The sequence below is a fragment of the Comamonas terrae genome (assembly GCF_001544075.1).
Lineage (GTDB): Bacteria > Pseudomonadota > Gammaproteobacteria > Burkholderiales > Burkholderiaceae_C > Comamonas > Comamonas terrae.
Genome location: NZ_BCNT01000007.1, coordinates 59,531 through 78,422, shown reverse-complemented (window position 1 = coordinate 78,422; position 18,892 = coordinate 59,531). Strand labels below are relative to the sequence as shown.

17 protein-coding genes and 1 pseudogene are annotated in these 18,892 nt (G+C 69.0%); 1 reads left to right on the top strand and 17 read right to left on the bottom strand.

Annotated elements, in window-relative coordinates:
- Window positions 1-172 precede the first annotated feature (172 nt).
- From Cte04_RS11935 to Cte04_RS11905, 7 genes are all read right to left on the bottom strand, one after another.
- Window positions 173-1,651 carry an amino acid permease gene (locus tag Cte04_RS11935; RefSeq protein WP_066477480.1) on the bottom strand — a complete coding sequence of 493 codons (1,479 nt, stop codon included), beginning with the start codon at window positions 1,649-1,651 and terminating at the stop codon, window positions 173-175.
- Window positions 1,652-1,951: 300 nt separating this feature from the next.
- A complete protein-coding gene (locus Cte04_RS11930; RefSeq protein ID WP_157081961.1) occupies window positions 1,952-2,596 on the bottom strand; it encodes a phosphatase PAP2 family protein in 645 nt (214 codons plus the stop codon).
- Window positions 2,597-2,694: 98 nt separating this feature from the next.
- Window positions 2,695-3,147, bottom strand: coding sequence for a c-type cytochrome (locus Cte04_RS11925; RefSeq protein WP_066477473.1), 453 nt, complete (start codon window positions 3,145-3,147; stop codon window positions 2,695-2,697).
- Between the two features lie 178 nt (window positions 3,148-3,325).
- Window positions 3,326-4,924: a bifunctional phosphoribosylaminoimidazolecarboxamide formyltransferase/IMP cyclohydrolase gene (purH, locus tag Cte04_RS11920; RefSeq protein WP_066477465.1), complete on the bottom strand. Its 1,599-nt coding sequence runs from the start codon at window positions 4,922-4,924 to the stop codon at window positions 3,326-3,328.
- A gap of 95 nt (window positions 4,925-5,019) precedes the next feature.
- Window positions 5,020-5,253, bottom strand: coding sequence for a Fis family transcriptional regulator (locus tag Cte04_RS11915; RefSeq protein WP_066477459.1), 234 nt, complete (start codon window positions 5,251-5,253; stop codon window positions 5,020-5,022).
- Complete coding sequence (dusB, locus tag Cte04_RS11910) at window positions 5,250-6,323, bottom strand: tRNA dihydrouridine synthase DusB (RefSeq protein ID WP_066477457.1); 1,074 nt, start codon at window positions 6,321-6,323, stop codon at window positions 5,250-5,252. The genes Cte04_RS11915 and dusB overlap by 4 nt, the downstream gene beginning before the upstream one ends.
- A gap of 164 nt (window positions 6,324-6,487) precedes the next feature.
- Complete coding sequence (locus Cte04_RS11905) at window positions 6,488-7,252, bottom strand: M15 family metallopeptidase (protein WP_245633356.1); 765 nt, start codon at window positions 7,250-7,252, stop codon at window positions 6,488-6,490.
- 110 nt (window positions 7,253-7,362) lie between these two features.
- Here Cte04_RS11905 and Cte04_RS11900 point away from each other — a divergent pair, with 110 nt between their 5' ends.
- Entirely contained in the window at window positions 7,363-7,893 is a 531-nt protein-coding gene (locus Cte04_RS11900) for a YqaA family protein (protein ID WP_174522918.1), read from the top strand.
- A 2-nt stretch (window positions 7,894-7,895) separates the two neighbouring features.
- Here the strand turns inward: Cte04_RS11900 and Cte04_RS11895 are convergent, their stop codons facing one another.
- The 10 genes and pseudogenes from Cte04_RS11895 to Cte04_RS11855 all read right to left on the bottom strand — a co-directional run bounded on the left by Cte04_RS11895 (window position 7,896) and on the right by Cte04_RS11855 (window position 18,889).
- On the bottom strand, window positions 7,896-9,356 hold the full coding sequence (locus Cte04_RS11895; protein ID WP_083526635.1) for a carbohydrate porin: 1,461 nt from the start codon (window positions 9,354-9,356) through the stop codon (window positions 7,896-7,898).
- Between the two features lie 454 nt (window positions 9,357-9,810).
- Entirely contained in the window at window positions 9,811-10,545 is a 735-nt protein-coding gene (locus Cte04_RS11890) for an alpha/beta fold hydrolase (protein ID WP_066477448.1), read from the bottom strand.
- Between the two features lie 58 nt (window positions 10,546-10,603).
- Window positions 10,604-11,608, bottom strand: a complete 1,005-nt coding sequence (locus Cte04_RS11885; RefSeq protein WP_066477443.1) for a tripartite tricarboxylate transporter substrate binding protein — start codon at window positions 11,606-11,608, stop codon at window positions 10,604-10,606.
- Window positions 11,609-11,775: 167 nt separating this feature from the next.
- Window positions 11,776-12,645 (bottom strand): carboxylating nicotinate-nucleotide diphosphorylase, encoded by an 870-nt coding sequence (gene nadC, locus Cte04_RS11880; RefSeq protein WP_066477435.1) that lies wholly within the window; start codon window positions 12,643-12,645, stop codon window positions 11,776-11,778.
- A gap of 138 nt (window positions 12,646-12,783) precedes the next feature.
- Window positions 12,784-13,728 carry an NUDIX hydrolase gene (locus tag Cte04_RS11875; protein ID WP_066477428.1) on the bottom strand — a complete coding sequence of 315 codons (945 nt, stop codon included), beginning with the start codon at window positions 13,726-13,728 and terminating at the stop codon, window positions 12,784-12,786.
- 113 nt (window positions 13,729-13,841) lie between these two features.
- A complete protein-coding gene (locus Cte04_RS22200; RefSeq protein WP_306302928.1) occupies window positions 13,842-14,432 on the bottom strand; it encodes an alkylhydroperoxidase domain protein in 591 nt (196 codons plus the stop codon).
- Window positions 14,433-14,540: 108 nt separating this feature from the next.
- Window positions 14,541-15,152: pseudogene (locus Cte04_RS22195) on the bottom strand (CMD domain protein); the annotation flags it as partial.
- 14 nt (window positions 15,153-15,166) lie between these two features.
- Window positions 15,167-16,267 (bottom strand): putative FMN-dependent luciferase-like monooxygenase, encoded by a 1,101-nt coding sequence (locus Cte04_RS11865; protein WP_370671030.1) that lies wholly within the window; start codon window positions 16,265-16,267, stop codon window positions 15,167-15,169.
- Entirely contained in the window at window positions 16,203-17,954 is a 1,752-nt protein-coding gene (locus Cte04_RS11860; protein WP_083526632.1) for a dipeptide ABC transporter ATP-binding protein, read from the bottom strand. The genes Cte04_RS11865 and Cte04_RS11860 overlap by 65 nt, the downstream gene beginning before the upstream one ends.
- Complete coding sequence (locus Cte04_RS11855) at window positions 17,951-18,889, bottom strand: ABC transporter permease (RefSeq protein WP_066477417.1); 939 nt, start codon at window positions 18,887-18,889, stop codon at window positions 17,951-17,953. Before Cte04_RS11855 ends, Cte04_RS11860 begins: the two co-directional genes overlap by 4 nt.
- Window positions 18,890-18,892 lie beyond the last annotated feature (3 nt).

The following is an 18,892-nucleotide window of genomic DNA, read 5'->3' as shown; positions in this document are numbered from 1 at the left end:
TACGCAAAGCGGGGGGCAGCGGGCGGGAACCCGACAAAAATGCCCTGCCGGCCGGGCCGTGCAGGGCATTCATTTTGATAGCTGGCAGCGCCTGTCTTTTGAACGTTTCAGCCATCAATCCATATGAAACGCATTAATGGCAAGCGCAAGCAGCTTCTGTTTCAGGAGCATCTCAATGCTTTTGCGCCAGGCGCGAATGGCGCATGCCGTAGACCAGGTAGATGAACACGCCGATGACCATCCAGCCCACGAAGCGCAGCCAGGTCAGCGTGGTCAGGTTCAGCATCAGATAGGTGCAAAGCAGCGCCGAGGCCACGGGCAGCACCGGCACCCAGGGCACGCGGTAGCCGCGCGGCATCTGGGGATTCTTGCGGCGCATGACCAGCACGCCAACGCTCACCAGCACAAAGGCCGACAGGGTGCCGATGTTGATCATCTCCTCCAGCAGCTCCACCTGGGTGAAGCCGGCCAGGCCCGCGACGATGGAGCCCACCATCAGCTGCAGCCGCACCGGCGTCTTGCGCGTGGCCGAGGTCACGCTCCAGCTGCGCGGCAGCAGGCCGTCGCGCGACAGCGCCATCAGAATGCGGGCCGCGCCCATGAGCAGCACCATGACCACGGTGGTCAGGCCCAGCAGTACGCCCACGGCGATCACCTGGGCGGCCCAGTTCGCGCCGACGCTGATGAAGGCCGTGGCCAGCGAGGGATTCTCGGCCTTGGCCAGCTCGGTATAGGGCACCATGCCCGTGAGCGCCAGCGTGACCAGGATGTAGAGCAAGGTGACCAGCGCCAGCCCGCCGAAGATGCCGCGCGGCAGCGTCTTCTGCGGCTCCCTGACCTCCTCGGCCGAGGTGGCGACCACGTCGAAGCCGATGAAGGCGAAGAACACCAGCGAGGCGCCCGAGATCACGCCCAGCCAGCCGTACTGGCTGGGCCGCGCGCCGAACAGCCAGGCCAGCATGGGCTGGCCCCAGACGTCGCCGGTCACGCCATGGCCCGCCACCGGCGGCTGGGCCGGCGGCACGAAGGGCGTGAAGTTGCGCACGTCCATGTAGGTGAAGCCCACGACGATGACGAACAGCGTGATGGCGATCTTGATCAGCGTGAACACGTTGTTGACGCGCGCCGATTCGCGCGTGCCCAGGATCAGCAGCGCCGTGAACACCGCCACGATGAAGAACGGTCCCCACTCCAGGCTGACGGCCCCCAGGTGCAGGGTGCTGGGCACATGCATGCCCGCCGTGGCGAACACCGTGGACAGGTAGATGCCCCAGTACTTGGCGATCACCGCGCCGGCCGCGATCATCTCCAGCAGCAGGTTCCAGCCGATGATCCAGGCCAGGCCCTCGCCCAGCGTCAGATAGGTATAGGTATAGGCGCTGCCCGTCACGGGCACGCTGGAGGCGAACTCCGCATAGCACATGGTGGCCACGGCGCAGGTGGCCGCAGCCAGGATGAAGGAGAAGATCACGGCCGGCCCGGCAAAGCTGCCGGCGGCACGCGCGCCCACCGAGAAGATGCCGGCGCCCACGGCCACCGCCACGCCCAGGATCATCAGGTCGAACACGCCCAGGCTGCGCTGAAGCTGGCGGCCCGGCTCGTCCGAATCGGCCAGGGCCTGCTCAATTGTTTTGGTCTTTAACCACTGCATGCAAACATCCAAGAAAAGGCCTGCGGCTACCGGCGCGGCAGCTGCACAGAAAGACGCCTTTTCCCGCAATTGCGCTGACGATGGCGACCCAGGCCCGGGGTTTCCAATCAAACGCGCATCCTAGGGTTTTTCTCTACCCTCCGCACTTTCCTGCGGCTTCTCCGGGTTTCCCGCATGTTTTGTGCAGACGGCTTGCCAAACACATCGTGTTCGGATTAGCAGGCATGCGTTTTTCAAGAAGCCTGCGCAGATGGATTCGCCACGCATGCATATCTGCATGCAAGTCCGCACTCACGCAATTTAACTGGGCGGACTGCTGCGCACCGCCCACTGCAGCACGGCCACCAGCGCCACGGCCGTCACCACGTCCAGCACATGGTGCTGGTGCACCAGCATGGTGGAGGCACAGATGGCCAGGCCCCAGAGCACGAGCACGGCGCACAGCCAGCGCCTGCCGCGCCGCCACTGCGCGGTGCACAGCGCCAGGCCCGTGGCCACGGTGTAGACGATGTGCAGCGACGGCAGCAGATTGTGCGGCGCGTCCACCGCGAACATCAGGCCAAAGATGCTGCGGTAGGGCTCGGCCTCGGGCAGCACGCGCTCGAAGGCCAGGTTGGCCGGAAACAGCGCGAACACCAGGCCGCACAGCACCGTGGCCAGCACCTGGCGCCGGCCCAGCGCGTCGATGCCGCCGGCATCGACCAGCCAGATCGGCAGCAGGATGAAGAGAAAAAAGGAAAAGTAGACCCAGATGAACTCGGGCACCAGCGGAATCAGCGCATCCCAGGGGGTGATGAAGTCGTGGCGCCGCGCCTGCCGCGCGGCCAGCCAGTTGCTGGCCGGATAGATCGCATAGAACACCGCCAGCGTGCACAGCGACCAGAACAGCAGGCCGCGGCGCCGCGGTGCGGCGGTGGCGGTCGGTTCAGGCAAGGGGGGCGTCATGCGGCGATTATCCGGGGTGCGCCATATCACCGGACAGGCCAAGACAAAGGCCCGAGACCTTGCAGCATCGGGCCCTGGGCCAGGTCGTGCGCCGCCGGCTACCGGGCGGCACCGGCTGCCGGCCGGGTCGCCAGCAGCCAGCGCGCCATCTGCAGCGACTGGTCTTCACTGATCTGGGGATGGCGCGGCATGATGGCATTGCCCCATTCGCCCGCGCCGCCTCCGCGTATCTTGCCTGCCAGGTATTCGGCCGCATCGGCCCGACCGCGATAGCGCTCGGCAATTGCCACGAACGAGGGCCCCACGTAGCGGCGCTCCCAGCCATGGCAACGCATGCAGTCCGATCCTTCGACCAGCTTCTTGCCCTCGGCCAGTTCGGGATGCCGCGCCACCTGGGCATCGGCCGCCCTCTCCGCCGGACTCACCTTCAGAATGCGCCAGCCGATATTGGCCACGCCCAGCGCCGAGGCCGCCATCACGACGGCAATGGCCCAGCCCATCCAGCGCGGACGCGGCGGGTAGTTTTCTTCGTCGTCAATGGGGTCCGTCATAGCAAACAATCACAGCTCAAAAAGACGATGGCCAGCTTGCGCTGGCCATGGGACGCGGAGCAAAAACTGGCGCGAACCCAGCCAGGGACACCGAGGATGCGCCGCCGCGCACCGAAGGTGCCGTCACCCTCCGGCGCACAGCGCCAGAGAGGGGGAAGCCGCGCCGCGGCTCAGGGGATCAATGCCTGAAATGGCGCACGCCCGTGAACACCATGGCCACGCCACGCTCGTTCGCCGCATCGATCACTTCCTGGTCGCGCATGGAGCCGCCGGGCTGGGCCACGCAGGTCGCGCCCGCGTCCACCACCACGTCCAGGCCGTCGCGGAACGGGAAGAAGGCATCGCTGGCCACCACGGTATTCTTGAGCGACAGCTTGGCGGCCTCGGCCTTGATGGAGGCGATGCGGGCCGAGTCCAGGCGCGACATCTGGCCGGCGCCCACGCCCATGGTCATGCCGTTCTTGCAGAACACGATGGCGTTGGACTTGACGTACTTGGCCACCTTCCAGGCGAACAGCAGGTCGTCGAGCTCTTCGGGCGTGGGCTGCTTGACGGTCACGACCTTGAGGTCGGCCAGCTGCAGCTCGTGGTTGTCGGCGGTCTGCAGCAGCAGGCCCGAACCCACGCGCTTGGACTCGACGGCGTTGCGGCCCTGGTCCCAGGCGCGCTCGCCGCCGGCCGGCAGGGCGATCTTCATCAGGCGCACATTGACCTTGGCCTTGAAGATCTCCAGCGCCTCGGCGCTGAAGTCGGGCGCCATCAGCACCTCGACGAACTGCTTGGACACGGCCTCGGCCGCGGCCTTGTCCACCGGGCGGTTGAAGGCGATGATGCCGCCGAAGGCACTGGTCGGGTCGGTCTGGAAGGCCTTGGCATAGGCCTCGTGCGCATCCTTGCCGATGGCCACGCCGCAGGGGTTGGCATGCTTGACGATCACGCAGGCGGGCGCGTCGAAGCTCTTGACGCATTCCCAGGCCGCGTCGGCGTCGGCGATGTTGTTGTACGAGAGTTCCTTGCCCTGCAGCTGCACGCCGGTGACCAGCGAGCCGGGCGCCGGGTACAGGTCGCGGTACAGCGCGGCCTGCTGGTGGCTGTTCTCGCCGTAGCGCAGGTCCTGCACCTTGATGAAGTGGCCGTTGCTCTGGCCCGGGAACAGCGCGCGCTCGGGCACGTATTCCTCGCCGAGCTTCTCGTCCTCGAACTTGACGCTGGACAGGTAGTCGCTGATCGCGCCGTCGTACTGGGCGATGCGGTTGAAGGCGGCCACGGACAGCGCAAAGCGCAGCTTGTCGGACAGCTTGCCGGCGCTCTTCAACTCGGCCAGCACGGCGTCGTACTGGTCGGCGGCCGTGACCACGCCCACGTCCTTCCAGTTCTTGGCGGCGGAACGCACCATGGCCGGACCGCCGATGTCGATGTTCTCGATGGCATCGGCCAGCGTGCAGCCGGGCTTGGCCACCGTGGCCTCGAACGGGTACAGGTTCACGACCAGCAGGTCGATGGTCTCGATGCCGTGCTCCTTGAGCGCCGCCATGTGCGCGGGCAGGTCGCGGCGCGCCAGCAGGCCGCCGTGCACCTTGGGGTGCAGGGTCTTGACGCGGCCGTCCAGCATCTCGGGAAATTGGGTGACCTCCGCCACCTCGGTCACGGGCAGGCCCTTGTCGGCCAGCAGCTTGGCCGTGCCGCCGGTGGACAGCAGTTGCACGCCCAGGCCGTGCAGGGCTTGGGCAAATTCGACGATACCGGTCTTGTCGGAGACGGAGATCAGAGCTTTCATGGCGTCAATCAGGCAGGGTTTGAAAATAAAACAAGCCGCAAGCCTCTTGTATCAAGCGCTTGCAGCTATTAATTTGGAAGTATCAGAGCATCCTCTTACAGCATCTGGTGGTCGACCAGCTTCTTGCGCAAGGTGTTGCGGTTCAGGCCCAGCCATTCGGCCGCGCGCGACTGGTTGTTGTCGGCGTGGCTCATCACCACGTCCAGCAGGGGCTTCTCCACCAGGCGGATCACCATGTCGTAGACATTGGCGGGCGTCTCGCCGTCCAGATCGCGGAAATAGCCCTCCAGGCTGTCGCGAACGCATTGTTCCAAGTTTTGATTGCTCATGCAGTCATTCCTGCGGGCTCGTCCAGCTCGGCGTCTGTTGCACCGCCAGCCGTGGCTACCGTGGCCATGGGCAGCCGGTCCATCTGCTGCCCCAGGGCATCCAGATAGTCGGCCACGGCCTGCCATTGCACCGCGCAGTCCTCGATAGTGTTGATGTGTTGCCTGAACTGTTCGCCGCCCGGAAGGCTGCGTACATACCAGGCGATGTGCTTGCGCGCGCTGCGCACGCCCGTACCCTCTCCGTACAGGCTGTAGTGATCCTGCAGATGCTCCAGCAGCAGGCGGCGCAGCTCGGCCACCAGCGGCGGCGCCATGTGCTCGCCCGTTTCCAGGAAGTGGGCCATCTCGCGGAAGATCCAGGGCCGGCCCTGGGCCGCGCGGCCCACCATGACGGCATCGGCGCCCGTGCGGGCCAGCACGTCGCGGGCCTTCTCCGGGCTGTCGATGTCGCCGTTGGCCACCACGGGCACGGATACGGCCTGCTTGACGGCGGCGATGGTGTCGTATTCGGCAAAGCCTTTGTAGCCCTGCTCGCGCGTACGGCCGTGCACCGTGAGCATCTGTATGCCCACGCCCTCGAACTGCCGGGCCAGCACCACGGCGTTCCTGTGCTCGCTGCACCAGCCGGTGCGCATCTTCAGCGTGACCGGCACGTTGTAGGGGCGCGCGGCCTCCACCACGGCGGCGGCGATCTCCACGGCCAGGGCCTCGTTCTGCATCAGGGCCGAGCCGGCCCACTTGTTGCAGACCTTCTTGGCCGGGCAACCCATGTTGATGTCGATGATCTCGGCGCCGCGCTCGATGTTGTAGACGGCGGCCTCGGCCATCATGGCGGCCTCGGTGCCGGCGATCTGCACGGCGATCGGGCCGGGCTCGCCCTCGTGGTTGGCGCGGCGGCTGGTCTTGAGGCTGTTCCACAGGTCCTTGCGCGAAGTGACCATCTCGCTGACCGCATAGCCCGCGCCCAGGGCCTTGCACAGCTGGCGGAACGGCCGGTCCGTCACGCCCGCCATGGGCGCGACAAACAGGCGGTTTGCCAGTGGAATATGGCCGATGTGCAGGGCAGGCATGGGAGCAGGGTCGGGGAAACGCCGAAGCCAGGCCGGAGCCTGGACTGCGGGGTCAGCCGGGGATCAAAAAGAGGGCCGGATTATACCTGCCCAAAATTTCAGCAATACGGAAATAGGCCCACCGCGCGCGTCGCCACTCGCGCTCCGGGCGGGCCTGACGCCGCTCAGGGCGCCTTGCGTACCGGAATGTCGAAATAGCGGTCCGGATAAGGCTCGTCCTGCAGCGTGTAGTGCCACCATTCCTCGGGCAGGTTGCGCCAGCCGTGGCGCTGCATCAGCGCGCGCAGCCAGCGGCGGTTGTGCTGCACGTCGGGCGACTGGTCCGCGTTGTCGGTATGGGACTGCTCGTCGAACAGATCGAACGGCGTGCCCATGTCGACGGCAATGCCGTCGGCCAGCGGTCCGCGCACCTGCTTGCGGGCCAGGAGGCTGTCGGCCACATCCAGCCCCAGGTCCACCGTGCTGCCCCGGCTGTGGCCCGATTTCTCGGCGATGTAGCCGCGCTTGAACAGTTCCGACTTGGGCACGCGCGGGTAATACATGTCCTTGTTCTTCTGGTCGGACAGGTCCTTGCCCCAGCGCACGAAATCGTTCACCGCCGACTGCGGGCGGTAGCAATCGAAGACCCGCAGGCGCAGGCCGTAGCCGTCCAGCTCCTGCTGCACCGCGGCCAGGGAGTCGGCGGCCCTGCGGCTGAGCCAGCATTCGGGCGCTTCGTAGCCGGCCACCGGGCGGCCCATGAAATTGTGCCGCCCGGCATAGCGCATGCTCTGGCGGATGCCGGGCGCCACGGCCCGCAGCGCCACCAGGTCGGGCGGCGCGTCGTCCACGGATTTTTTTGCTGCAAACGGCATCTGCTGGGCGCATCCAGCTATCAAAAGAAAAGCAATACCGGCAAGGCCGCCGCGCATCATCGCTTTGCTGAACATGTTTTTTTCTCCTGGGCCGCTCGCGGCCCTCTCTCTCGCGGATACGGCACGATACATGAACGCCGCTGTGCCCGCCGGAAGGATATAGGCGAGCCTCTACACTGCCGCCCATGCAAGAGTGGATGAATCTGGTGCTGCAGTGGCTGGCCTTGCCCGAGTTCGGGCTCAGCACGGTATTTCTCGTGTCCCTGATCTCGGCCACCCTGCTGCCGCTGGGCTCGGAGCCCGCGGTTGCCGGCCTGGTGCAGCTCAACCCGGATCTGTTCTGGCCGGCCATCCTCGTGGCCACGGCCGGCAATACCCTGGGCGGCGCCATCAGCTGGTGGATGGGCCTGGGCGCGCACAAGGCCGTGAACGCGGCGCGCGCGCGCCGCCACCACGATGCCCATGCACCGGCCCGCGCACCGGCGCATGTGCAATCGCGCTGGCACCGGCTGGCGCGCTACTGGCTGCGCCGCTTCGGCGCCAAGGCCTGCCTGCTGAGCTGGCTGCCCATCGTGGGCGACCCGCTGTGCGCGGTGGCCGGCTGGCTGCGGCTGCCGTTCTGGCCCTGCGTGGCCTATATGGCCGTGGGCAAGTTCGCGCGCTATGTGCTCATGACGGCAGGCCTGCAGCATGTGCTGGCCCAGTGGATGGGCTGACGTCAGAACTCCGTGTGCAGGCGCACCGCCAGCGCATTGACCGGGCCGCGGTCGGCGTTGTAGGCGGGATTGCGGATGTGCTGCCAGTCGAAGGTGATCGAGCTGTGCTTGGCAATGCCCACGCTGTAGAAAGCCTCCATCACCATCTCGGGACGGTAGTTCAGGCGTCCGTCGCCGATGAACGGCCCCATGCCGCCGGCCGCCAGGTAGTTGCGGTGCTCGGGCGACAGGAAGTTGCGCGCCAGGCCCAGGCCCAGGTGGTCCTGCGCCCGGCCCCATGAGCGCCCCCTGATCAGCAGGCCGCCGGACAGCGAACGGTCGATCTCGGTGAACGCATAGATCTCGGTCTTGCCGTCGGCCCAGCTGGCGCGCGCGAACAGGCCCACGTCGTCCGACAAGGCCTGCTCCAGGTTCAGCCCGAAGCCGTGCTTGCTCTGCGCGCCATGGCGCACCTGGTTGAGGTCGGGCACCTCGCCGGTCTGGGCGCCCAGGCGCGTGGCATCGTCGTAGCGGGACATCACCGCATGGTTGCGGAACACCAGGGCGCGCAGCTTGCCGGGGCGGCCGGCGATCGTGTGCGCATGCTCGACCTCCAGCTGGTCGCCGTAGTGCTTGAAGATGCGATAGTCCAGCGGCTGGCCGTTGGGCTCCTTGGGCTGGACGAAGCGGCCGAAGCGCACCGCCCAGTCGTCGTGGTACCACTCGAGCACGGCGCCCCAGGAATAGCCGCGCGCGTCGGCCGCGTAGTCGTAGGCGCCGTAGGTCATCATCGACCAGTTCATGAACTGGGTGCGCGGATCGTGGTTGTAGGCGTTGTCGTCGAACATGTCGATGACGGCCAGGTTGCCCACGGTCAGCACCGTGCGGCGCCTGTCCACCATGCCGGCGAGCTGGCCGGCGCCGGACTCCACGGCCTCCAGCTGCCCGCCCCGGTTCCAGGTCTGGCGCAGATAGGCCCTGGCGCGGTACATCCTGAACTGCGCGCCCGAGGTCTTGGCCAGCTCGCCGTTGGTCGGGCCGCCCAGGCCCGCCAGGTGGGACAGCGCAATGCCCTGGGCGCCTTCCAGATCCAGGTAGGCCTCGCCGCCCTCCCAGGGCCGGAAGCCGAACGAGGCGGTCGCCGTCAGCGAATAGCTGCGCTCCTTCTCGGGCCGCAGGCTCATCGCACCGCTGTAGGGAGCGTGAAAGCCGGGCTTGCGCTGCCACACATAGGTGCTCTGGAACTTGGCGTTCCAGTTTTCCTGCGGCACCACGGTGCCGCTGCCTGCGGCTTGCGCGCCGGCCGGCACCGACGCGGACAGGGCCAGCACCGACGGATCCTCCGGCTGGTCCTGCGCCGTGGCCGGCAGCGCCCAGGCCAGGCCGAAACCCAGTGCCGCGGCGCCCAGCAGGGCGGCATGCCGGCGCTGCCGCAGGGAAGGCTGGCCGCAGGGCTGGCGGAGGAAGCAATATTTCTGACGCATTTTTTCTCCTCGATACGCGTTCAAGCGCGAACGATTTGCCTGGGCAGCGCGCACAGCTTGGGAAAGAGGCCAGCCGTCCCGCCACGGCCGCCTTGCGGCCAGCCCGGCGCAGGCGGCCGAAAGCCGCGCGCCGGCAACTGTCCGAAGAGGACGGATTCCTGCGGGAAGGGGATGGATAAGGCCGGTGCAACCCATGGCTGCTGGCCCGAAGGCCGTGCTATCGCGTGAGCACGGCAAGACAAGACGTCAGCGAGCCCAAGCCATGCCGATGCAATGCACCGGCCTACAACTATCACTTGCGCTGTTAGTCACTGCCGTCCTTATGAAATGGAATTGGCGCGGATTATAGGCAGCATATATTGCAGCGCAACAAAATCATCGGCGTTGCGGCCCGGGCGCCACAAAAGCCCCTGCAACCGCGAACAGTCACCAAACCGTCATCGAACGCAGGCCATCACCCCCTGCGGCGCAGGAAGTCCTGCAGCAGGCGGCTGACCTCGGCCGCAGCCTCCATGGGCGCCATATGGCCGCAGTCCTCGAGCACCTCCAGCCGAGCCCGGGGCAGCATGGCGGCCATGGCTTCGTGCCGCGCCACCGGGCTCCACAGGTCCTGGCGCCCCACCATCAGCAGCACCGGGCATTGCAGCGCCGCGAACACGGCCTGCGCATCGGGGCGGTGCAGCAGGGCATGGACCTGGGCCTCGAAGCGCTGGGGCGAGCCGCGCTCCAGCATGTCCAGCACCTGCTCGAACAGGGGGGAGTGGCGCAGCCGGGGATGGACCATGCCGCCGGCCCATTGCCGTCCCATGGCGCGCATGCCCTGGGCCTTGGCCAGCTTGACCAGGGCCAGCCGGGTGTTGCGCTCGCGCTGGCCGGCCTCGCCGGGCGCCAGCGCATCCAGGCCCGTATCCATGAGCACAAGCGCCGCCACCCGCTCGGGAACCCTGCGCACCAACTCCATGGCGACGCGCCCGCCCATGGAATGGCCGACCACGGCCAGCGGCCCCGGCGGCGCGGCGGACAGAACCGCATCGGCCATGGCTTCGATGGACGCGGCCATGCCGTAGTCCGCCATCACGCATTCATGGAACGGCGACAGGGCCGCGTGCTGCGCGGCCCAGACGGCGCCGTCGCACATCAGCCCCGGCAGCAGGACAACGGCAGGCGGGGACGGTGGCAGGGCAGGCATGGCGGTTCAGGCTGGGAAAAACAAGGCCCGAGTATGCCGCCAGCCGCGACCTTTCTTCTCAATCCACCTTGAGCCCGAGCCGGGCAGCCACGGCCGCATAGCGGTCGATATCGGCGGCGATGAGCTGGCCGAACTGGGCCGGGGTTTCCCTGGCCGGGGTGTAGCCCTGCTCGCGCAGCGACTGCTGCATCCCGGGCTCGGCCAGGATCTGCGCCAGCGCCTCGTGCAGATGGTTCACCACCGGCTCCGGCGTGGCGGCCGGCGCCAGCAGTCCGTGCCACTGCTCCACGGCAAAGCCCGCCACGCCCTGCTCGGCCACCGTGGGCACGTCGGGCAGCTGGGCCGCGCGGGCCGGCGCCGTGATCGCGATGGCGCGCACGCGGCCCGCCGCCATGAGCGGCGCGGCGCTGCTGGCCGTCACCACGGCCAGGGGCACCTGACCGGCCGCCACCGCCGTGATGGCCGGTCCGCACCCCTTGTAGGGCACGTGCTGCAGGCTGACGTGCGTGGCCTGGGCCAGCATCTCGCCCGCCATGTGCTGGGGCGTGCCGTTGCCGCAGGAGGCAAACGGCAGCGGCCGCTCGGCGGTCGAGCCGGCCAGCGCATCGCGCAGGTCCCGGACGCTGCTCTGCTCGGGCACCACCAGCACCGAGGCGATGGTGCCCGCATTGAACACGGCCTTGAAGTCCCGGCGCGGATCGAAATCCAGATGCCGGTAGACGCCGGGATTGATGGCGAACGAACTGTTGACCATCAGCAGCGTGGCGCCGTCGGGCACGGCCTCGGCCACGGCGCGCGCGCCGATGTTGCCGCTGGCGCCGGGCCGGTTCTCCACCATCACGGGCTGGCCCAGGCGCTGCTGCAGCGCCGCGCCCAGGCGGCGTGCCAGCAGGTCCGTTCCGCCACCCGGCGGAAAGGTCACGACAATGGTGACGGGCTTCTCGAAACGCACGGCGGCCGCGCCGCTGCGCGACAGCCACAGCCCCGCCGCAGCGCTGGCCAGCGCCGCGGCCGCCAGGATCCAGGCTCCGCGCCACCTCAAAAGATGCTGTGTGACTGGCATGACTCTCCTTCCTCCTGATGTGCCCCGCTCACCAGACTGGCGCAATACAGGCTGGCGACGCCAGGCAAGGGCCTGGGCGGCCCGGCCGCCCCGCAGCGATGGCGCCGTCCCGTGGCACGTCGCCCCTTCCGGGGGAAAGCCGCACAGCGGCTCGGGGGGAGCTCATCTCAGGCGTCCAGGCCGATGTCGAGCACCTTGGCGCTGTGCGTGAGCCAGCCCACGGCGATCTGGTCCACGCCGGTGGCCGCGACCGCCGGCGCCGTCTCAGGCGTGATGCGGCCCGAGGCCTCGGTGATGGCCCGGCCCTTGCACATGGCCACGGCCGTGCGCAGGTCATCCAGGCTCATGTTGTCCAGCAGCACCACGTCCACGCCCAGCTGCAGCGCGACATCCAGCTGCGCCAGCGTGTCCACCTCCAGCTCGATCTTGACCATGTGGCCCACGCCGGCACGGGCCCGGCCCACGGCCGTGGCCACGTCGCCGGCCAGCGCGATGTGGTTGTCCTTGATGAGCACGGCATCGTCGAGGCCGAAGCGGTGGTTGCTGCCCCCGCCCACGCGCACCGCGTATTTCTGCAGCGCGCGCAGGCCCGGCATGGTCTTGCGCGTGCAGGTCACGCGCGTGCCCCAGGCCCGGATGGCCTCGGCAATGGCATGCGTGGCCGAGGCCACGCCGCTCAGATGGCACAGGTAGTTGAGCGCCGTGCGCTCGGCGCTCAGGATGGCGCGGCTCCTGCCGCGGATGCGTGCGATCTCCATGCCGGGCCTGAGCACCGTGCCGTCCTGGCAGGCGGCCTGGAATTCCATGCGGGCATCCATCAGCGTGAAGGCCAGGCGCGCCAGGTCCAGGCCGGCCAGCACGCCGTCCTGGCGCGCCACCAGGCGCAGTTCGTCGCAGGCATCGGCCGGCACGATGGTGTCGGTCGTCAGGTCTCCGGCACGGCCCAGGTCTTCCAGCAAGGCCATGCGCACCAGCGGCTCCAGCATCACGTCCGGCAAAGGGGAAACAGGCAATGCGTTCACGGTATTAATGCTCATTTTGAGTATTTGTATAGAAAAAAGAAACGCGATGCATGTCTGTTTCATCGCGCACGGCATTTATGCTAATCCTGAGCATTATTCGCGTCAAGCGGAAAACCGCCCTGGCAGCGGCCGCAGACGGGCAGCATCAGCGATTCATGCGGTGCGGGCCAGCGGCAGCTTGTTGCCGGCAATCGCGCGCTCCAGCATCACATTGCGCCGGAAGCGGAACAGCTTGGCCGGGCGTCCCGCAGTGCCCATGACCATCTGCCCGGTCTCCTCCACCAGGGCCTGCTGCTCGATCTGGCGCCTGAAGTTCTGCTTGTGCAGGCCGCGCCCGGCCAGCGCCTCCACGGCCTGCTGCAGCTGCAGCAGCGAGAACTCGGGCGGCATCAGCTCGAACACCACGGGCCGGTACTTGATCTTGGCGCGCAGCCGCGCGATGCCGGTGGCCAGGATGCGCCGGTGGTCGTTGCTCATGGCCGCGCCCGCGACCAGGCAGCCGGCCGGCGCGGCCACGCCGTCGCGCCAGGCTTCGGGAACCAGGCCGGCCTCGAACAGCAGCTCATAGCGCTGCAGCACCAGTTCCTCATTCCACTCATTGCCCTCAAGGCCAAAAGTCATTGAAACCCTCTGCCATCGAGCGCTTCGCGCTACGTTATCCGAAGCATTTTCGCTCCAGGCCTTCAGGCCCGGCAAGATCTGCGCCGCCATCACCGGCGGTTCGCCCTCGCGCCAGTCTTCCCAGGGAAAGTAGCGGTACCAGTCCTGCCAGCCGGGCTGGGCCACGTCCGCCACGGCGCCATCCAGCTCGCGCGTCAGCGCCAGGTAGCTGATGGAGATGGCGCGCATGCCCACTTCCTGCGAGCGGTCGCGGTCGGCAAAGGTATAGAGCTGCTCCACATAGCCCAGCGGGTGGTGGGTCTGCGTCTCCACCCAGGCGCGCAGGCTGGCCTGCAGCGAGCGGTGGTTGGCGGTGAACGGACCGGCAGGCAGGGTGCGCCCGGCCCGCGTGGTCAGGATGCGCGGCTGGCCCGCGGTGACGGCCACCAGCACCGCCACCAGATCGGCTTGCACCGAATGTTGCTCGGACTCGTTCAATGGATTCAATGGCGGATTCCGCTCAGACGTTGGACAGGGGAAACAGGCGGACAGGCGGCCGCCGCAACGCGCCCGGCACAGGCACTCAAAAGCCTGCGGCCAGCCGAAGCCCGCTATCGTACCGTAGCCCGTCCCCCCTCCAGGCCCTGGGAATACGCAGCCGAGCCCAGCGACAGCATGAGCCGGTTGGCCCAGTTGAAGAAGGCGGCCGCATGCAGCAGGTCGGCCACGGCCCGCGCGTCCAGCCCCTGCTGGCGCAGCGACGCGATATGGCCGGCCGTGAGCCCGTGCGGCGTGTCCGTGAGCGCCACGGCGGCGTCGACGATGGCATTCCAGCGCGGGCCCAGGTCGGCCTGCACGCCCTCGTCCAGCAGCCGCTGCACATCATCCCGGCGGCGCGCGAAATGGCTGGCAAAGCGCGCATGCACCGAAGCGCAGTAGATGCAGCCGTTGCGGCGCGAAGCGGCCGCCGCCGCCAGCTCCCGCTCGGCGCGCGGCAGGCCGGCTTCTGGGTTGTAGAAGATGTCCTTGTCGGCGCGCGTGCGGGCGCCCAGCGTGTCCGGGTCGCGCGCCAGCAGCCGGAAGTACGGCGACTTGGCGCGCGCCGCGTCCACCAGGCCCGCATGGTGGCGCGGCGTCAGCGCCGCTTCGTCCAGCGGCGCAAGCCAGGGCTGCCAGTCCAGCTCGGCCAGGGTGAAGACCACGGGCTCGGCGCCCGGCGCCGCGGTCTCCTGCGCCGGCGCCGCCTTTGCGCAGGCGCTGCGCTGCGGCACGGGTGCATCGCTGTCCCAGCCGGCCTCCAGCACCTGCAGGCCGGCCACCACGCGCAGCTGGAAGCTCAGAAAAGCCACCAGCTGAGAGAGCACGACGATATCGTCGGCCGTCCAGCCCGCAGCCTCCAGCGCGCGCAACCGCCCGGGCTGCGCATCGCGCGGATGAAAGACCAGGAAATGCGCATGCCGCAAGCCGGCTACCAAGCGGGTGCCCAGCACGGCCTGCAGGGCCTCGGGCAGCGCGAACTCGGGGCCCACCTGGTCTTCAATCGCCAGCGGGCCTGCGGGATAGCGGCCGTAAGGGCCCCGGGTCCGGCCGGCATCTGCCGCCTGCGCCACGGCCCCGGCCCACTGCGGCGCCAGCGCCTGCAGCGCACGCAGGTGGAAGTCCGCCGCATGCGGCTGCCGGTGCAGGCCGGACACAAAGGCCGCCACCGCATGGCGCTCGGCCGGCGCCACCTGGCCGGCCGCCGGCGCCGCGGGCGAGAACAGGGCTTGATGGGTTTTCTGGGCCTGGGCACGGGTTTCAGGGCGCGCCCGGCGCAGGCCGTCCAGCCAGCTGCCTGCGGCAATGCCGGCCAGCTGGTCGATCACATCGGCAGGCTGCCCGGATACAGCAGGCGCCTGGGGCTCTTGCAGCAATTCGGTCATAGGGTGTCCTTTTCTCAGGCTGCGTGCAGCGCGGGTTCGGCGGCTGTGGATGCGCAAGCGGTGCCCGGCGGGCCGGCCCAGCCCAGGGCCGGCGCCACCACGGAGGCGGTCAGCTCCAGCGAGCGCAGGATGGCCTGGTGCGGCGGATCGATGGAATGCACCTGAAAGACCAGGTCCGTGGCGCGCGCCAGTGCCGTATCGGCCTGCAGCGAGGCGATCACGTCGCCGGGCGTGCCCAGGTGCACGTCATAGGCGGCGATCAGCTGCTCCAGCGGCGCCTGCGGATCGACGCGCGCGAACAGGCCCGCGGAGGACGGGCCGGCCAAGGCGCCGGCGTGGCGCAGGGCCAGGCGGCGCAGCCCGATTTCGGCCCAGTGCAGTGCTTCCTCGCGGCGGTCGGCCACGAACAGCGTACGCGACCCCAGGATGCGCGGCGCAGCGCCCAGCGGCAGCGCGGCCAGGTAGGCGTCGATGATGGGGTTCTGGATCCCGGAAAGGGAAAGTCCCGGCGCCTGGTCCGGCCGCGGCTGCGTGCGCGAGAGCATCAGCCCCTCGCCGGCCGCACCGGCGCGCCTGGCCCCTTCCACCGAGAACGTGGCCTGCCACAGGCGTTGCAGCAGCTGCGGCGCCTGGGGATAGACGCGCACGCCGCCCGGCAGCACCTCGCCGCGCCAGGCCGCGCGCAGCCGCTGCAGATTGCGCCCGAATACGGCGCCGCGCTCGCCGCCATCCACGCCGAAGGCCTCGAAGGATTCCGCCGTGCCGCCGGTGCCCAGCCCCACTTCCAGCCGCCCGCCCGACAGCAGGTCGAGCACGGCGGCGTCCTCGGCCACGCGGATGGCGTTTTCCATGGTCAGCGTCACCACGCCGGTGCCCAGGCGTATGCGCTGCGTGCGCTGCGCCACATGGGCCAGGAACACCAGGGGCGACGGCAGGCCGCCCTCGTTTTCGTGGAAATGGTGCTGCGCCACCCAGGCGGAATCGAAGCCCAGGGCTTCGGCATGGGCGATCTGTTCGGTCACCAGGCGATAGCGCTCGCCGGCAGGCGCATCATCCAGCAAGCGGCTGAAGAAGCCCAGGCGTTTTTTCCGGGGAATTGGGGGGATGGACAAAATCAAGACTCCTTGTGCCGGGGATGGCGGCAATCAGTTCACGGGTGTAATGGCTTTCGGGCTGGGTGAAGACCTGCTCCACCGTGCCCGCCTCCACCACCTGGCCGTGCTGCAGCACGGAGACGGTGTGGGCGATCTGGCGCACCACCGACAGGTCGTGCGTCACGAAAACATAGGTCAGCCGCAGCTGCTGCTGCAGCTCTTCCAGCAGGCGCAGGATCTGGGCCTGCACCGTCACGTCCAGCGCCGAGACGGCTTCGTCCAGCACCAGCACCTCGGGCTGCAGCACCAGGGCGCGCGCAATGGCCACGCGCTGGCGCTGGCCGCCGGACAGCGCATGCGGGCGGCGTTGCTGCAGCTCGGGCGCCAGGCCCACGCGGGCCAGGGTCTCTTCCACCCGCCGGCGGCGCTCGGCCGCCGGCAATGCACCGAAGTTGCGCAGCGGCTCCTCGACAATCGCGAAGACCGTCTGGCGCGGGTCCAGCGAGGCAAAGGGGTTCTGATAGACCAGCTGAACCTTGCGGCGGAACCGGCGCAGCGCCTCGCCACGCAGCGCGGTCACGTCCTCGCCCGCGATGCGGATCCGGCCGCCCGTGGGCCGCAGCAGGCCGGCCAGCGCCCGGATGGTCGTGGTCTTGCCCGAGCCCGATTCGCCGACGATGGCATGCGTGCTGCCGCGCCGCACCCGAAAGCCCACGCCGTCCACGGCCTTGAACGGTGCCCGCTGGCCCGGCACGACGAACTCCTGGCACAGCCCCTGGACCTGCACGGCCCAGTCGGGCTCTCCCGCCTCCTGCGGCAATGGCCGCGGCAGGGCCGCCGACAGCGCCGGCGCATCGGCCAGCAGCTGGCGCGCATAGGCGCTTTGCGGCTGGCGCAACACCTCCAGCGTGTCCCCGGCTTCCTGTACCTGCCCCTGGCGCAGCACCACGATGCGATGGGCCCGATCGGCGGCCACGCCCAGGTCGTGCGTGACCAGCAGCACGGCGGTGCCGGTCTCGCGCCGCAGCGTGTCGATCAGATCCAGGATGCGGCGCTGCACCGTCACGTCCAGCGCGCTCGTGGGCTCGTCGGCAATGATCAGTGCCGGCCGCAGCGCCACGGCCATGGCGATCAGCACGCGCTGCTTCATGCCGCCCGACAGCTCGTGCGGATACTGGCGCACGCGCAGCTCGGGCCGCGTCAGCCCCACCTTGCGCAGCAGCTCCACCACCTGACGCTCGATGGCTGCGCGGTCCCTGCAGCCATGCAGCTGCAGCACCTCGGCCACCTGGGCGCCGATGGTGCGCACCGGGTTCAGCGATGCCGTCGGATCCTGCGGCACCAGGCTCACCACGCGGCCGCGCAGGCCGCGCCATTGCGACTCGCCGGCATGGGTCACATCCTCGCCCAGCAGGCGTATGCGGCCCCCCACCACCTGACCGTTGGCCGGCAGCAGGCCGATGGCCGCCTGCGAAGTGGTCGATTTGCCGGAGCCCGATTCCCCCACCAGAGCCACCACCTCGCCGGGATGCACCGCCAGCGAGACGCCGTGCACCACGCGGCGCAGCCGGCCGTCTTCGCGGTAGGCGATCTGCAGATCGTCGATCTCCAGCACCGCGCCGCCCGCAGGCGCTGCGGACGCGCACGCAGCCGGACCCGCCCCTGCCGCGCGCAGCAGGCGCTGCCGCCATTGCTGCCAGGCGCTCATGACGGTGCCCCCGTCAGCGCCACGCCGATACGGTTGGCCGCCAGCACCACGGCCACCACCACCAGCCCGGGCACCGTGGTCAGCCACCAGGCGGTGGCCAGGTAGTTGCGCCCTTCCGCGATCAGCAGCCCCCATTCCGGAGTGGGCGGCGGTGCGCCGTAGCCGAGGAAGCCCAGCGTGGCAATGGCCAGGATGGCCGTGCCGAACTGCAGCGCCGCCAGCGCCACCACCGATGTCAGCGAATTGGGCAGCACATGGCGCCACAGCACGGCGCCGAAGCGCCCGCCGCTGCCGAAGGCCGCTTCCACGTACTCCGTGCGGCGCACACGCACGACTTCGGAACGCACCAGCCTGGCAAAGCCGGCCACCGATGCCACGCCCACGGCAATGGCCGCGTTCACCGTGCCGAAGCCCAGCACGATGATGATGGTCAGCGACAGCAGCAGCGCAGGTACGGCCAGCAGCACGTCCACCAGGCGCATCAGCGCATCGTCGAGGCGGCCTCCGGCCGCGCCTGCGAGCAGACCCAGCGCGGTGCCGCCGAACAGGCCCACGCCCACGGCGACCAGGGCCCCGGACAACGAGTGCACCGCGCCATGGACCACGCGGGCCCAGACATCGCGGCCCAGCGCATCGGTGCCCAGCCAATGGCCTGCGCCGGGGGCGCGCAGCTGCTGGCCGGCCAGGCCCGCCAGCGGATCCTGGCCGGCAAACCAGCCCGGCACCAGCGCCCACAGCAGCACCAGGACCAGCACGCCCCAGGCCAGCCACAGCCCCGGCGGCATGCGAACAACACGCCGCAGAACGGATGGCAGCCGCCATGGTTTTTTGCAAACCTGCGGGGCCGCAGCAAGCGGCTGCACCCCGGCCCGCGGCAACGGGGTGGCTGGCGGCAGCTGCAGCGCCAGCCCTTTCTTTTGCGTCAGTGCATTCATGGT

Excerpts from the sequence above, each read along its gene's own strand:
- Cte04_RS11935 (WP_066477480.1), bottom strand. The coding sequence starts at position 1,651 with ATGCAGTGGTTAAAGACCAAAACAATTGAGCAGGCCCTGGCCGATTCG.
- Cte04_RS11930 (WP_157081961.1), bottom strand. The coding sequence starts at position 2,596 with ATGACGCCCCCCTTGCCTGAACCGACCGCCACCGCCGCACCGCGGCGC.
- Cte04_RS11925 (WP_066477473.1), bottom strand. The coding sequence starts at position 3,147 with ATGACGGACCCCATTGACGACGAAGAAAACTACCCGCCGCGTCCGCGC.
- purH (WP_066477465.1), bottom strand. The coding sequence starts at position 4,924 with ATGAAAGCTCTGATCTCCGTCTCCGACAAGACCGGTATCGTCGAATTT.
- Cte04_RS11915 (WP_066477459.1), bottom strand. The coding sequence starts at position 5,253 with ATGAGCAATCAAAACTTGGAACAATGCGTTCGCGACAGCCTGGAGGGC.
- dusB (WP_066477457.1), bottom strand. The coding sequence starts at position 6,323 with ATGCCTGCCCTGCACATCGGCCATATTCCACTGGCAAACCGCCTGTTT.
- Cte04_RS11905 (WP_245633356.1), bottom strand. The coding sequence starts at position 7,252 with ATGTTCAGCAAAGCGATGATGCGCGGCGGCCTTGCCGGTATTGCTTTT.
- Cte04_RS11900 (WP_174522918.1), top strand. The coding sequence starts at position 7,363 with ATGCAAGAGTGGATGAATCTGGTGCTGCAGTGGCTGGCCTTGCCCGAG.
- Cte04_RS11895 (WP_083526635.1), bottom strand. The coding sequence starts at position 9,356 with ATGCGTCAGAAATATTGCTTCCTCCGCCAGCCCTGCGGCCAGCCTTCC.
- Cte04_RS11890 (WP_066477448.1), bottom strand. The coding sequence starts at position 10,545 with ATGCCTGCCCTGCCACCGTCCCCGCCTGCCGTTGTCCTGCTGCCGGGG.
- Cte04_RS11885 (WP_066477443.1), bottom strand. The coding sequence starts at position 11,608 with ATGCCAGTCACACAGCATCTTTTGAGGTGGCGCGGAGCCTGGATCCTG.
- nadC (WP_066477435.1), bottom strand. The coding sequence starts at position 12,645 with ATGAGCATTAATACCGTGAACGCATTGCCTGTTTCCCCTTTGCCGGAC.
- Cte04_RS11860 (WP_083526632.1), bottom strand. The coding sequence starts at position 17,954 with ATGAGCGCCTGGCAGCAATGGCGGCAGCGCCTGCTGCGCGCGGCAGGG.
- Cte04_RS11855 (WP_066477417.1), bottom strand. The coding sequence starts at position 18,889 with ATGAATGCACTGACGCAAAAGAAAGGGCTGGCGCTGCAGCTGCCGCCA.